This window comes from Pedobacter sp. KH_004 (assembly GCF_057840755.1).
Window position 1 is genome coordinate 609638 of sequence record NZ_CM174519.1, and the last position, 14504, is coordinate 624141.

Genomic DNA, 14504 nt, shown 5'->3' on the forward strand with positions numbered 1-14504 from the left:
CTGCAAAACTAGTGAGGGGATATGTCGGCAATTTTAATTTCCTGTTAAGTGTTTGTTTGCCTACAATTTAGAATGATTATTACTGGCAGGTGTATTTCAAAATTCAATTCCCATCAGACCGAACTTGCCCAAGTGTTGATCTCATTCATAATTAACGGTAAAATGTTGTTTCTTCACTTAAACCTATTTTTTCATATTCCTGCTCGAAGTAACTTAGATAAAGCTGTCGAGTCAAAAACGGAATGAGCAAACAGCGTTTCATAAATTCGAAATTACTGCGCTAGGTTGGTAATTTGCGGTAGCATTTATTAACGTAATCATAACCTAGCACATCAAACCTGAAAACAGGCACATTGTTAATCTACAAGGCTCATTGCGAAAATAAAATTACAGGCAAGCTTAGTAACCTATGTGGGAAATTATTTTGATGATATTGGGCGGACTTGGTCTGTTCCTTTTCGCGATCAACAATCTGTCTGATACGCTGAAAGAGCTGCTTGGAGTTAGGGCAAAAAAATGGATGGGTTACTTTACCAAAAACATGTTCACTGCTATATTAAGTGGGATAGTGATTACCACTATTCTTGATTCGTCTTCAGCTGTCATCATCATGACCATTGTGCTGGTCAATGCAGGTGCACTTACTTTCAGGCAGTCTATAGGGATTGTAATGGGCGCAAACATTGGCACTACTTTTTCAAGTCAGCTTATTGCTCTGGATATCGGCCAATATTCGCCCATACCCATTGTTCTCGGCCTCTTATTAAGCCTGTTTGCTAAGAGCGAAAAACTTTCCAAAACAGGTAGAGTGGTGCTTTACTTCGGCATCCTGTTTTTTGGCTTATATACGATGGAACGAGCCGTTGAACCTTTGAAAGATGATCCGGCATTTTTGAGCTGGATGGAAAAACTAGATAATCCGTTAAGGGGAACCGCTGTTGGTGCATTGGTCACACTCGTTATCCAATCGTCATCTGCCACCGTAGGCATGGTGATCACCCTGGCCAAAAAAGGACTCATCAATCTTGGTGGTGGTATTGCGGTAATGATCGGTGCTGAACTCGGCACCTGTTCTGACACTCTGCTGGCGACCATCCGTTCGGACAGGCAGGCAGTGAAGACGGGTTTATTTCATTTGCTCTTTAATATCATTTCAATTGCTATCGGCCTATTGGTATTTCCGCTGTTTGTAGGTTTGATTGAACAGATTTCAGGAAATGCCAGCATGGAGCAAAAAATAGCCAGTTCCCACATGATCTTCAACACGGCCGGTGTACTCGTGTTTATACCGCTAATTTCGCTGATCGAAAAGCTGTTGAACAGGCTGCTTCCCACCACAAAGATTAACCTTCAATCAGCGAAGGATTAATGCAAAGAGCTTTTAAGTGTCCAAAATTGCTCTTAGTTGTTGTCTGAATGCTCACAAGTTTAATTCCTCAAAGCAGGTCTTTTTCAGTAATGTCCGGATGCTGTTAGATTTTGTTTGCGTTATTACGGCTACTTTACACTGCCTTAAGAAGTTTTATCGGCGCTTAGTTTAAGCAGTTGCACTTTATAATCGATTGCCCACTCTCTAATTTTATCCAAAACCGGCTTCAATGATGAGCCCTCCTTTGTGATGCTGTATTCCACTGTGATGGGAACAGTATTAAACGTTTGCCTTCTAAGAATGCCAATAGCCTCAAGATCTTTTAACTCTTTGATCAACATTTTTGGGGAGATCCCCACAATTTCTCTTTCCAGTTCCTTGAAACGCTTCTTTCCAAAATATAAATTAGTAAGTATGTGGAGCTTCCATTTTCCTCCCAAAACCTGCAGAATAAATTGAAGGTCGGATACATTCATCATGCAATTCTCATATTGCTCCATGCCTATTAAATTTAATTGAAAGATAATCAGTTAAGTAACCAAAAGTATATTAATATACATTTAGGTAACTGCTTTCAAAAGTATAGTATTAGCCTTAGTTTTGCAAGAGAAATAAAATGTTTAATAAATGAAAAGAAAAGGAAACACAGTTTTAATAACCGGCGGCAGTTCTGGGATTGGACTAGCTTTAGCTGCAATATTTCTAAGTGAAGGAAACGAAGTAATTATCTGCGGGCGGACCAAGATAAAGCTTGATGATGCCAAACAGACTTTTCCTGAGCTACATACTATCGTTGCTGATGTGTCCACAGTCGATGGAAGAGAATCCTTGAAAACAGCAATACTCACGCGTTTTCCAAAGCTTAATGTACTGGTAAATAATGCTGGTATTTATAGTATGACAGACATGATGGATCCACAATATATAAAAGTGTTGGAAATGGAATTAAATGTAAATTTGATTGCGCCCATTGCCTTAACGCAACAGCTGATGCCGGTTCTGGAAATGCAATCCGAAGCAACCATTATAAATGTTACTACTGGTTACGTTTTTATCCCATCTGCCCAGGCTTCCGCATACAGTGCGAGCAAAGTAGCTTTTCGTGCCCTTACCCAAAGTTTTAGATTCACCACTAGAAAAACTAACATTCGAGTGATAGAGGTGGTGCCGCCCGCTGTTGACACACCAATGAATAAGGGTAAGAGTGTATCAGTGATCGATGTTGATCTATTTGCGAAAAAAGTTTTTGAACAGGTAATAACAGGCAAAGAAGAAATATTGATAGGGCTTTCTAAAGTGGCTAAGTTACTATCGCGTATAGCGCCAAGATATAGCTTTTATAAATTGAATAATGATGAAGCTAAGCAGCGAGTGCAGTTACGGAATGCTCTATAGATGATAGAATAAGATTGAGTGAATCCTATATTTCTCCATCGGTTGTGGTTATTATTTTTCGTAAGTTATAAATTACCTGACAATTTCATCAATCATTCCATGCTAAATAGGCTAACTTTCGAATCAGGCAGTGTTCTTCGTGATTTATTCCGGGTCTGATAGGTGATGCAATATCTAAATTTTATAGCTGTAAATGTTGGCAAAACTAATTACGATACCTATTATTGCAACAGCGTTTGCAATAATAAGATACGAAAGGCCGGTAAAATTACAGTCGTTATCGTGCTAACCCGTGACTTTATAATTAATTAGACAACCTGACCTCTGAATAACCCCATTATGTACGATATTTTGCGGGCACATCTGGAGAAGCATGTCCCCTTAACAGATAGCGAATTCGAAATAGTGAAAGCGTATTTTTCTTATCGCCAGTATAAAAAGCATCAATTTATTATTCAGGAGGGGGAGCTTGTTAAATATTCTTATTTCATAATTTCAGGCCTGCTTAAGTTGGTTCATTATGCTGAAAACGGGAAGAGCAATATCATATCCTTTGCTATGGAAGACTGGTGGGAAAGTGATTTTCAGGCATTCCTTACCGGTAAGAATGCCACCTTGTCCCTGGAATGCATCGAGGATACTAGCGTACTCCGAATTTCTTTAGCAGATTACAGAAATTTGTGTGCAAACGTGCCTAAAATATCGTACTTCTTTCTTGAAAAAGCGCATTTTGGAAATATTGCTGCACAAAAACGGATTCTGTCTTTGCTGACTTCGAATGCAAAGGAAAGGCATGATCAGTTATTGAAACAATATCCTACATTGTTTCAGCGTGTTCCAAAATCAATGTTGGCTTCCTTCTTAGGTGTATCAAGAGAGACCCTAAGCAGGTTCTCGGATTGATGTGTGATATAGATCACTTGAAAAAGGTGCCTTACCTCACCACTTCATTCTTTAATTTCCTTTGATATTTGTGACGTCAAGCAATAGTGCTTATCAAAATAATTTTATAATGGAAATAAGGCAGATTAATCCGTGGAAATGGCAGGAGGAAAGAAATTATTCACAGGCTGTTGAGGTCACCGATGTTAGAGGTACACTTTATTGTTCAGGTCAGACCGCAATAAGTGCGGATGGGATATCCAGCAATGAAGATATGGAGACCCAATTAAAAGGGGCAATTACTAATCTCGAACATTTGATCACTCAGGCAGGATACGAATGCAGAAATATTGTTAGGCTCAACGTTTATCATACCAGCACAAATGAATTTTTTAGTGCATTTCACGTTTTGCAGGAATGGATTGTAGAGAAAAATATCAAACAGTCTACAACAGTAATGCAGGTGAAAACATTATTTGAAACATTAAAGGTGGAGCTCGAAGCAACGGTGGTTCGATAACAGTTTTCAATTAATTCAGGGTAATGAAACGAATATTTAGATTTATTAATTGATCTAAAGTGATTTCAGCTTACGGGACATGGATTGAAATTAGTCTTTTTAGCGGATAACTTAATTACCGAATCCATTCTAAATCAGCTATCACTAGCCAAGCGGATAATGATTTACGGATTTTGCATCTTAGGTAAGGGGAGGACCTAAGATGCAAAAATTATAGGGCATCTCCAGTATTGCCCTTGCCTTAGTTTTCCCAGCCTATTGGTATAAATACCAATCTTGGTAAACAGAATCGGCAAAGTATTGATTTTAGAATATTATGATTTTCCGGTTACCCTTTTCCGGTGGATCTGGCCCCAGTCATACATCATCATTATCAAGCCGTTCAAAGAATTGCTGTATTCGGTAAGTTGGTATTCAACAGTGATCGGTCTGGTGTTTAGAACAGTTCGTTTAACCAGCCCATTTATTTCCAGCTCTTTTAGCTCTTTCGATAAAATCCGGGGTGATATTTCGGCTTCCCTGCAAAGTTCACGAAATTTGAAGTTGCCGCTCCGCAAAATGGAGATCAGCACCAGTTTCCACTTCCCTCCAACGATGTCCATTGTATCCTTAAGCGTCAGCCATGCTTTCCTGCATTCTTCGTCGGAGACAGGCTTCAGACAACGATCTTTATTTATCATCATATCTTTTTTAGATGGTATCCTATTTGTAACCCATGGCAAAGGTATCGCTATACATTAATATTTTTGTCGCATCAATTACATTATAAGTTAATCCAAAGATTATTATGCGCAATACAACAAACATTACCGTCGCAGAACGTTTATTTCATTCACACCTTACTAAATTTACAAATCCGGATATGACCCGTGACGCCTATGTCGAATTATTTACCGAAGACGCAGTGCAGCAATTTCCATATGCACCGGCCCCTTATGCAAAAGAAGTAACCGGTCGGGATGCTATTGCGGATTACATCATAAATGTTGTTAACGGAGCAAAAAACTGGAACTTTAAAAATTTTCAGTTTTCGGCAACAACTGATCCAAATACGGTCTTTGTAGAATTTGGCGGAAGTGCCGAGGTAATCGCTACCGGAAAAAAATACCATCAGCTCTATATTGGTCGTATAACTTTAAGGGACCGGAAAATATCGGCTTATCGCGAGTTCTGGAATCCGATATGGATCATGGACGCATTTATGTAGACTTTCTGGATCGAATCAAACCCTGAAAAGTAAAGATGCTTAAAGAAAGGAAACCTTTGGGGGAATGGACTGCCCCAAAGGTTTTCTATTTCATGATCTTTAATTGCATTTATTGTCACCAGCGCTGCCTTTAAAAGCCCATCTTCAGTTTGCATTAGCGCAGGATATCTCGTTTATTTACCGTTTAGATCTGCCCGGAGATATCGGTCCAAATGAATTATTTCCATTTATGTAGCCAACTACGTATATTGTACGTAAATATAATCATGAAAATAACAATAAAACCCTTGCAAAATCTAGATGCCCGGCGCATAATTGATATCATTTTGCCTATTCAACAATTAGAATTTGGAGTACCCATCACCATTGAAGATCAACCAGACCTTGAAGATATAGAAACCCATTACATTATTCAGGGCGGAAATTTCTGGGGGGCTTTTGTAGATGATGAGCTATGTGGCACTATTGGACTACTGAGGTTTGGTAAAAATCAAGCTGCAGTTCGGAAAATGTTTGTTCGAAAAGAATATCGAGGTAAGGAATTCGGCCTTGCTGTAGCGTTGCTGAAGCAATTGATAACATACAGTAGAGAAGGTGGTATATCTGAAATTTATCTAGGTACGGTTGATATTTTAAAAGCGGCAATTAGGTTTTATGAAAAAAATGGGTTTGTAGAAGTGGATAAAAGCGAACTTCCTGTGGATTTTCCTTTGATGAAATCGGACAATATTTATTTTAAACTAGGTTTCGGCAATGAAAATCATTAAAGATGCGGGTGAACTTGCGCTGTCCTCACGGCTGCAAAGCCTCGCTGAGCAATTAAGGAAAGATGGAGCGCTTTTTTATAATACATATGGTATTGCTTTCGAACCTAAATGGTTTCCTGTAATTTTAGTTCTTGCTCATCAACCTCTGCTCACCGTGAGTGAGCTCTCGACAGAGATTGGGTATTCTCATCCTTCTACCATCAGCTTACTTAAGGAGTTAGAGAAGGAAAAGCTTATCCTTTCAAGGAAAGATAAAATTGATGAACGTAAGCGTCGCCTACGTCTTTCTTCAAAAGGTGAGAAGCTGGTAGAAAAGCTAAAACCTATATGGTCAATAATGAAAACTGCACTAACAGAAATTACAACGAATAATGATAATCTCTTAAAAGCGATTGAACAGGCCGAAGAAGCCTTAGAAAGACAGAGCTTCCTGCAGAGGGCAATTGCTTTAAAGTCTTAGCATGAGTTTTTATACACCAGTGGTATCGATAAGGTGTTTAGGATGACAGTTGTTGCGCTTAATGTAGGTGATTATACGATGATTGAGGTGATTCAAGGAACGTTCAATTTTAAACCGTCCGCAATTGGTTCAATAAGCAATAAAAAGGCTTTTAAATATTGAAAATAGTGCCGCTGATCGGTACTCTTAAATAAGCAAGTCCTGTAATTTAAACAATTAAAGGACTTTGTTTTTGGTGTGTATACTCTTTTTGTAATCTGACACGGAACTCATGTGAGCGAATTTGTTCCTAATTTGAGAGCGTAATTTGAACTTTTCCTTTCTTCCCTTATAAAAATCAATCATTTCTTCAACTTTGGTCGCATCTTCAATTAAGCGGACCCAAAGTATCATTCTTATCAAATAAGAAAGAGTATTCTAGCTTGTTCATTTTTAAATTAGCGGGTTCGTCTATCGGCCAATGCTTAGAAAGGATTGGAGGTTGGTTAATTGGATATCCCAATAAATTTGAACCCTTCTTTCCAATTTACATATATAAATATTCTAAAACTTGCAACAAATGTTGTACTGGTTAGACGGGATCAACGTACTCCTGTTTATCCGGTAATAGGTGATATGTGACATTACTTGCGAAATAAATGTAACAGAATACCTCTCAGTTCCTTTTATCTTTGTTTCAGTATAAAAATCAGGACAATGAGCAATAGGAATATTTTCAAGAGGTTACGCAATGGGGAAGCCATTTTACCGAACGATCCCCAAGCATACAGAATGCGGGAAGAATCTTTGAAATTTCTCGTACAGATCAACAGCACCACAGATCCCAATGAAATAAGAAATTATTTAAGCCAAATAACGTGTTCGGAAATCGATGAGAGTGTTGTGGTTTTTACGCCCTTGCATATTAATTATGGGAAGCATACCAAGATAGGCAAAAATGTATTCATCAATTTCGATTGTGTGTTCTTGGATCTGGGCGGAATTACCATTGAGGACAATGTATTTATCGCTCCGAAAGTAAGTCTGCTATCTGAAGACATCCAATATCAATTGAAGACCGGCATTCATTGGTTCCAAAAGCCATTCACATAAAAAAAAATGCATGGATTGGTGCGGGTGCAACCATACTTCCGGGTGTAACCATCGGCGAAAACGCCGTTGTTGCCGCGGGAGCAGTTGTTTCCAAAGATGTTGCTCCAGATACAATTGTCGGGGGAGTTCCGGCAAAATTCATTAAAAACATTTAACATGAAAAAATTACTTTTTATAGCGCTGACTGCGATCTTTTCTTATGGTACGGCAGTCGCACAATCTACATCAAATTCACTACCGATGAAAGAAATATCAGGAAAGAACTATACCACGTTTAAGGTGAGTGATAAGGTAACCATGTATGCAGTTACCTTCAGGAACCAATATCAAATGCAAGTTGCAGGGCATCTTTTCATCCCCAATAATATGGACAGAAAAACGAAGAACCCTGCAATTATTGTCGGTCATCCGATGGGGGCGGTGAAGGAACAAAGCGCCGATGTATATGCTTCGAATATGGCTGACAGAGGCTTTATCACCTTAGCGATCGACCTCTCGTTTTGGGGAGAAAGTGAGGGCGGACCTCGTAACGCAGTTTTGCCTGATGTGTATGCTGAAGATTTCAGTTCGGCCGTTGACTTTTTGGGAACACGACCATTTGCTGACAGGAATAATATCGGGGTTATCGGCGTTTGCGGAAGTGGAAGCTTTGTGATCAGTGCTGCAAAGATCGATCCCCGGATGAAAGCCATCGCAACGGTGAGTATGTATGATATGGGATCGGCGAACCGTGATGCGCTGAACCATTCACAAACCCTCGAACAAAGAAAGCAGATTATTGCTGAGGCGGCACAACAGAGATATGCAGAATTTACAGGTGGTGAAGCTAAATACACTGGCGGAACAGTTCTAAAATTAGAGGCAAACACCCATCCAATCCAGCGTGAGTTTTTCGATTTTTACAGAACTCCCCGTGGGGAATACACGCCAAAAGGAGCATCTAAAGAAACGACAACAAAACCAACCTCAAGCAGTAATACGAAATTCATGAATTTTTATCCTTTCAATGATATCGAAACCATTTCTCCACGTCCACTGCTTTTCATCACCGGAGACCAGGCGCATTCAAAAGAATTTAGCGAAGATGCCTACAAAAGAGCAGCGATGCCCAAAGAGCTGGTTTATGTAAAAGGTGCAGGCCATGTAGACCTTTATGATAAAACCGATTTGATCCCGTTTGATAAACTGGAAAAATTCTTTAAAACCAATTTAAAATAGAAATAGGATGAAAAACGTACTGTCATGCATGATCCTGTTTGCTTCCCTATCGTTAGGTATGGCAAGCTGCGACAAGGGTAATGAAACCATCTCCATCCAGGAGAATGGAGATTCAAATTTAATCACTACCAACCTATCTACCACCAAAATGAAAATTACAATAGGAAGCGATGTATTTACGGTAACGCTTTATGACAATCCAAGTGCGAGCGCTTTGAGGGCGAGGTTGCCGCTCACCATCAATATGACGGAACTGAACGGCAACGAAAAATATTACGATCTGCCAAACAGTTTGCCCGCCAATGCCTCGGTTGGTGGAAATATCAAAGTGGGCGATTTAACGCTTTACGGAAGCAATACCCTTGTTTTATTTTATAAAGGCTTCAACACGTCATACAGCTATACAAAACTAGGCTATGTTGACAATCCCAACGGACTTGCCACGGCTTTGGGCAATGGAAATGTTGTCGTAAAATTTGAGAATAAATAGAACATCATACGATGTGAAAATCAATGTAAACATAGCTTCGAGAGTAATCATCTGATAAAAATTTATGGAAAACGATAATCGTTTAAAGCTGTCCCGTAGGGAAATGATAATTGGCACAACGGCAGCGATTTCGGCTATAGCTGCTACCAAAGTTACAGGCATAGCGGCTGGCAAATCAAATAAAATTGCTTTAGCAGATGTTTCGTTTGTTGTAAATGGAAAAAAACAGCAGTTAGCACTTGATACCAGAACAACGTTGCTTGATGCCCTTAGAGAACATCTTAAATTAAACGGTACGAAGAAAGGATGTGACCACGGACAATGCGGAGCTTGTACTGTAATGGTAAATGGCCGCAGAATTAATTCATGTCTTTCTCTTGCACTTCAGCATGAAGACGATGATATTATGACTATTGAAGGCCTTGGCTCGCCGGATAAACTTCATGCCATGCAGGCTGCATTTATAAAGCATGATGCCTATCAATGCGGGTTTTGTACTCCGGGGCAAATCTGTTCTGCAGTGGCCGTCATAAATGAAATAAAATCCGGGATACCGAGTCATGTGAGTAGTAATTTGAACCAATCTCCTTTATTAAATAATGAGGAGATCAGAGAAAGAATGAGCGGCAACATTTGCCGTTGCGGTGCTTATTCAAATATTGTAGAGGCCATTTCAGAAGTCGCCTCAAAAGCAGTTAAAAAAGCCCGATAAACAGTCCATATCAAAAGCAAAAATGAAATCATTTACCTATCAGCGAGTCCCTACCGCATTGGATGCTGCAAAGGCCGCCGAAAAAATTCCGGGTTCAAAGTTTATTGCCGGAGGAACCAATCTTCTTGACTTAATGAAACTGCAGATTGAAGCACCTGCCCATCTCATCGATATCAGCAAAACCGGGTTAAATAAGATTGAACTGAACGCAGATGGCGGGCTTCGCATAGGAGCAATGGTAAATAATACCGATCTGGCGGCGCACAATGTGGTTCGTCGCGACTATGGGTTGTTGGCAAGAGCACTGCTTTCAGGTGCATCCGGTCAGCTCCGTAACAAAGCTACCACGAGCGGCAATTTGCTGCAGCGTACCCGATGCCCATATTTCTATGATACCAATCAGGTTTGCAACAAAAGGGTGCCCGGTAGCGGTTGTGCTGCTCTTGCGGGATTCAGTAGGCAACTGGCTATAATCGGTAGCAGCGATCATTGCATCGCTACCCACCCCAGTGATATGGCGGTAGCAATGATGACCCTCGATGCTACAGTTGAAACTTTGAATGCAAAAGGTGAGCAAAGAAAAATCCCGATAGCCGATTTTTACCGTCTTCCAGGAAACACGCCTCATCTGGAAAACACACTCCAACCAAGCGAAATGATTACTTCAGTCCTTCTTCCCCCACCCGTGGGTGGTAAACAGATCTACCAGAAAATAAGGGATAGAGCATCGTATGCTTTTGCAACCATTTCAGTGGGCGCAATTATCTATCCAGACGGATCGGGGAAACTGGCGGTTGGGGGGGTGGCTGCGAAACCCTGGCGTATTGAGCAAGCTGAGGCACTTTTGCCCAAAGGTTCTAAACAGGTTACAGAAAGTTTATTGGTGGGAGCAAGACCAACCGTAGAGAACCGGTATAAAATTATGCTGGTCGAGCGCACCATAGAATCCGTTATTCAGCAAGCTAAAAGGTAATATGAAATTTGATAAACCAGCAGGAAAAAATGCTATCGATCAGCTCAAAGTGGTTGGTAAACCGATTGATAGGATAGACGGGCCATTGAAAACAACAGGCCGTGCAACCTACGCCTATGAACATCAAATAGCTAATACAAAACCGGCATATGGATTTATTGTTGGCGCAGGTATTGCAAAGGGACGAATTGAGGCTATTCATCAAACGGCAGCAAAAGCACTTCCGGGTGTCATCGGGGTGATCACCGCTTCGAATGCTGGCCCACTTAAAACCGGAAAATTTTATGCAGATAGACTCTTAGCAGGCCCGGATGTTGATCATTACCATCAGGCAATTGCAATAGTGGTAGCCGAAACCTTTGAGCAGGCCCGTGCAGGTGCTGCTTTAATTAGGGTCGATTATGTCAAATCCCAAGGTTCCTTTGATTTAAAGCAAGCAGAAGCTTCGGCAACAATACTGAACCCGGGCCGACCCTCGACAGCAGCTACATCAAAGGTCAGCAGTTTTGAAGACGGTTTTAAATCTGCGCCTTTCAAGCTTGATGAAACCTATACTACTCCTGATCAATCTCATGCGATGATGGAACCTCATGCAACCATTGCCAAATGGGAGGGGGAAAAACTTACCTGCTGGTGCTCCATTCAGCAAATTAACTGGGGCGTTCGGGATCTGGCTAACATTTTAGGCATAGACCCAAAGAATATCCGTTTGGTTTCTACTTTTATCGGTGGGGGATTTGGCGGAAAGGGCACCGTGCTTTCAGATATCGTGGCAGCATCACTTGCTGCAAGGCTTACCGGACGAACAGTCAAAATCACCCTGCAAAGGACCTTGATGTTCAATAATACCATTCACCGACCCGCCACCATTCAAAGATTGAGGATCGGAGCAGACGCTGATGGTACCGTAACATCCATTGGACATGAAAGCCTTTCGGGCAATATTCCACGGGGGTTTGCGGAATATACTACTACATCCACAAGAACACTATACGCCGGCAAGAACAGGATGACCCAACTTAAACTGGCTTTGCTCAACCTGCCCGAGGGAGCAGCTATGCGTGCCCCAGGCGAGGCCTCGGGTATGATGGCTCTTGAAATCGCTATGGATGAAATGGCCGAAAAGCTCAAGATGGACCCGGTAGAGTTCAGGATAAAAAATGATACACAAGTTCATCCTGAAAATCCAAAGCGCTCCTTTTCAACCCGGTTACTGGTGGAGTGCCTGCAAACAGGGGCAAAAAAGTTTAAATGGGAAAGCCGCAGCAAGCAACCACGTGGTAAAGAGGAAGGAGATTGGTTGATGGGAATGGGTGTAGCTTCCGCGGTGCGGGGTGCACCGATTACCAAATGTGCAGCCAGAGTTCGTCTGAGTAATAAGGGGATTGTTACGGTGGAAACCGATATGACTGATATTGGTACCGGTAGTTATACCATCATCGCACAAACGGCAGCGGAAATGATGGGCGTTGAAATTAATAAGGTTATTGTAAAATTAGGTGACTCCATTTTCCCCGAGTCTTCAGGCTCAGCGGGCCAGTGGGGTGCTGCTTCCTCCACATCGGGAGTTTATGCTGCATGCGTTAAGCTTCGCGAAAAGGTTGAGCAGTTGTTCGGATTCGAACCTGGAACGGCAGAGTTTTCTGATGGAAAAGTTAGCGTGAGGAGTAAGAAGTATCCTTTATCGAAAGCGGCTGAGTCTGGGGAGCTAATAGCTGAGGATGAAATGACTTACGGCGAACTCTCCAAAGAGTTTGCTCAGGATACTTTTGGTGCCCACTTTGTAGAAGTTGCCGTTAATAGATACACCTGCGAAATCAGAGTCCGGCGGATGTTGGCCGTTTGCCATGCTGGCCGAATTTTAAACCCTAAAACCGCCCGAAGTCAGGTGATCGGTGCGATGACCATGGGTGTGGGTGCCGCATTGATGGAAGAGTTGGTAGTTGATACTAATGTTGGTTTTTTTGTGAACCATGACTTAGCCGGATATGAGGTTCCCGTACATGCCGACATTCCACATCAGGATGTTATTTTGTTGGAAGACCTTGATCCGACGATGTCGCCTATGAAAGCCAAGGGCATTGGTGAACTTGGCCTGGTAGGTGTGGCTGCCGCTATTGCAAATGCGGTTTATAATGCTACCGGAGTAAGGATCAGAGAATACCCTATAACTCTTCATAAAATTCTTGAATCAAGTTAGAACTAAGAAGGAAACAACTAGTTGCAGCCTTTTCAAAAAAAAATGGTTTTTTGAGCATGATTCTTGTAAACTTATTCCAATAATCCCGTGAATTTCTTAGTGTTATAATGAGTTTTTAATGAATTGAAATAGAGACAATTGGGCGAATAATTGCCCAAAATTAATCTAGTTTTTTGGTTCAAATTTTTCCGCTTAATGTGTTATTGTACCTGTTAAAAATAATCTGAACAACAACTTCTGACACTAACGTCAAACATAGTTTTCGTTATTTGGGATCTCCATATGGTTTGTGAGCAGGCTGAAGAACTTGGTTTAGGATGAAAATTTTTGTTGTTGCGCCTTTTTAGGAAGCGATTGCGCATGGTTTTATAATAAGATTTCTCGTTAAGATAACACGCAATAGCCACCTGTGAAGTTAGATTAATGGAACTTTTTCAGTTTTATGATGTTGTAAATTATACTTTTAAATCAATAACATGAAAAACGAACCCATTAAAATTAGTGAAAAATTTAATGTTGACACAGCAACATTGTTCAGGGCCTGGACAGATGAATCTGCATTGAAAGCCTGGTGGAAACCAACAGGCAAAACGCTTTCAAATGTAGAAAACGATATTAAGGATGGCGGAAAAGTTGCGTATCATTTCGAAAGTGAAGCCGATACCACCGGTAAATTAACCATTGAAGGTAAGTATCAATCTGTAATTCCGGAACAAAAACTGGTTTATACCTGGAACTGGATAGTTAATGATGCAGCACTTGAAAATGGTAATTATCTGCTTACTGTTGGCTTTGAAGTTGCGGGGGAGGGCTCTGAACTAACGATCACTCAGGAAAATCAAAGTGAAACTGAAGGAATACATCCACACGAGGAGGGTTGGAAAGAAGCGCTGGAGTCTTTAAAAACTTACCTGGAAAACGAAGCGTTAAACGGAAAGTAAGCTTAACATTAGTTGTTTAAAGTATCCCTGTTTTATTGTTATTTGAGATGTTGAAATGGGCATCTCGAATAACATCAACGATCTAGTCTTTCCCATTTATATGCAAAGTCATTTTCTGCAATCGCGAAAATGCCTGATGCCGTCTATGAGGCAACCAAATTTGGGGAGAAGGTCGAGCTCATTAATTGATATTTTCAAATAAACTTAAAGCAAAACTGATAATCTGCTATTTTAGCGGCCGCCAGAATCAGGGCCCGTTATCAACTCAAATCACTTTA

17 protein-coding genes are annotated in these 14504 nt (G+C 40.9%); 15 read left to right on the forward strand and 2 right to left on the reverse strand.

Annotated features, from left to right (window positions below; genetic code table 11):
- Positions 1 to 409: 409 nt before the first annotated feature.
- A complete protein-coding gene (locus tag AC3ITD_RS02825; RefSeq protein WP_489363801.1) occupies positions 410 to 1369 on the forward strand; it encodes a Na/Pi cotransporter family protein in 960 nt (319 codons plus the stop codon).
- A gap of 143 nt (positions 1370 to 1512) precedes the next feature.
- Here AC3ITD_RS02825 and AC3ITD_RS02830 read toward each other — a convergent pair whose 3' ends face one another.
- The gene (locus AC3ITD_RS02830) at positions 1513 to 1848 is read right to left on the reverse strand and encodes a winged helix-turn-helix transcriptional regulator (protein WP_489363803.1); all 336 of its coding nucleotides are present in this window, start codon (positions 1846 to 1848) and stop codon (positions 1513 to 1515) included.
- 148 nt (positions 1849 to 1996) lie between these two features.
- On the opposite strand from AC3ITD_RS02830, the gene AC3ITD_RS02835 reads away from it, so the two are divergent.
- From AC3ITD_RS02835 to AC3ITD_RS02845, 3 genes are all read left to right on the forward strand, one after another.
- A complete protein-coding gene (locus tag AC3ITD_RS02835) occupies positions 1997 to 2764 on the forward strand; it encodes an SDR family oxidoreductase (protein ID WP_489363805.1) in 768 nt (255 codons plus the stop codon).
- Between the two features lie 339 nt (positions 2765 to 3103).
- On the forward strand, positions 3104 to 3667 hold the full coding sequence (locus AC3ITD_RS02840; RefSeq protein ID WP_489363807.1) for a Crp/Fnr family transcriptional regulator: 564 nt from the start codon (positions 3104 to 3106) through the stop codon (positions 3665 to 3667).
- A 109-nt stretch (positions 3668 to 3776) separates the two neighbouring features.
- The gene (locus AC3ITD_RS02845) at positions 3777 to 4166 is read left to right on the forward strand and encodes a RidA family protein (protein WP_489363809.1); all 390 of its coding nucleotides are present in this window, start codon (positions 3777 to 3779) and stop codon (positions 4164 to 4166) included.
- A gap of 314 nt (positions 4167 to 4480) precedes the next feature.
- Here the strand turns inward: AC3ITD_RS02845 and AC3ITD_RS02850 are convergent, their stop codons facing one another.
- The gene (locus AC3ITD_RS02850; RefSeq protein WP_489363811.1) at positions 4481 to 4849 is read right to left on the reverse strand and encodes a winged helix-turn-helix transcriptional regulator; all 369 of its coding nucleotides are present in this window, start codon (positions 4847 to 4849) and stop codon (positions 4481 to 4483) included.
- Positions 4850 to 4953: 104 nt separating this feature from the next.
- Between AC3ITD_RS02850 and AC3ITD_RS02855 the strand changes: the two genes are divergently transcribed.
- From AC3ITD_RS02855 to AC3ITD_RS02905, 11 genes are all read left to right on the forward strand, one after another.
- Positions 4954 to 5373 carry a nuclear transport factor 2 family protein gene (locus AC3ITD_RS02855; protein ID WP_489363813.1) on the forward strand — a complete coding sequence of 140 codons (420 nt, stop codon included), beginning with the start codon at positions 4954 to 4956 and terminating at the stop codon, positions 5371 to 5373.
- 266 nt (positions 5374 to 5639) lie between these two features.
- Entirely contained in the window at positions 5640 to 6140 is a 501-nt protein-coding gene (locus AC3ITD_RS02860) for a GNAT family N-acetyltransferase (RefSeq protein WP_489363815.1), read from the forward strand.
- Complete coding sequence (locus tag AC3ITD_RS02865; RefSeq protein WP_489363817.1) at positions 6127 to 6600, forward strand: MarR family transcriptional regulator; 474 nt, start codon at positions 6127 to 6129, stop codon at positions 6598 to 6600. The genes AC3ITD_RS02860 and AC3ITD_RS02865 overlap by 14 nt, the downstream gene beginning before the upstream one ends.
- A 696-nt stretch (positions 6601 to 7296) precedes the next feature.
- Positions 7297 to 7692, forward strand: coding sequence for an LbetaH domain-containing protein (locus AC3ITD_RS02870; protein WP_489363819.1), 396 nt, complete (start codon positions 7297 to 7299; stop codon positions 7690 to 7692).
- A complete protein-coding gene (locus tag AC3ITD_RS02875) occupies positions 7668 to 7847 on the forward strand; it encodes an acyltransferase (RefSeq protein WP_489363821.1) in 180 nt (59 codons plus the stop codon). Before AC3ITD_RS02870 ends, AC3ITD_RS02875 begins: the two co-directional genes overlap by 25 nt.
- A gap of 1 nt (position 7848) precedes the next feature.
- The gene (locus tag AC3ITD_RS02880) at positions 7849 to 8910 is read left to right on the forward strand and encodes an alpha/beta hydrolase (protein WP_489363823.1); all 1062 of its coding nucleotides are present in this window, start codon (positions 7849 to 7851) and stop codon (positions 8908 to 8910) included.
- A 7-nt stretch (positions 8911 to 8917) separates the two neighbouring features.
- Complete coding sequence (locus tag AC3ITD_RS02885; protein WP_489363825.1) at positions 8918 to 9400, forward strand: cyclophilin-like fold protein; 483 nt, start codon at positions 8918 to 8920, stop codon at positions 9398 to 9400.
- 64 nt (positions 9401 to 9464) lie between these two features.
- The gene (gene paoA / locus AC3ITD_RS02890) at positions 9465 to 10112 is read left to right on the forward strand and encodes an aldehyde dehydrogenase iron-sulfur subunit PaoA (protein ID WP_489363827.1); all 648 of its coding nucleotides are present in this window, start codon (positions 9465 to 9467) and stop codon (positions 10110 to 10112) included.
- A gap of 22 nt (positions 10113 to 10134) precedes the next feature.
- Positions 10135 to 11085, forward strand: a complete 951-nt coding sequence (locus AC3ITD_RS02895) for an FAD binding domain-containing protein (protein WP_489363829.1) — start codon at positions 10135 to 10137, stop codon at positions 11083 to 11085.
- Between the two features lies 1 nt (position 11086).
- Positions 11087 to 13285, forward strand: a complete 2199-nt coding sequence (gene paoC / locus AC3ITD_RS02900; protein WP_489363831.1) for an aldehyde oxidoreductase molybdenum-binding subunit PaoC — start codon at positions 11087 to 11089, stop codon at positions 13283 to 13285.
- 476 nt (positions 13286 to 13761) lie between these two features.
- Complete coding sequence (locus tag AC3ITD_RS02905) at positions 13762 to 14226, forward strand: SRPBCC family protein (RefSeq protein ID WP_489363833.1); 465 nt, start codon at positions 13762 to 13764, stop codon at positions 14224 to 14226.
- Positions 14227 to 14504: the final 278 nt, after the last annotated feature.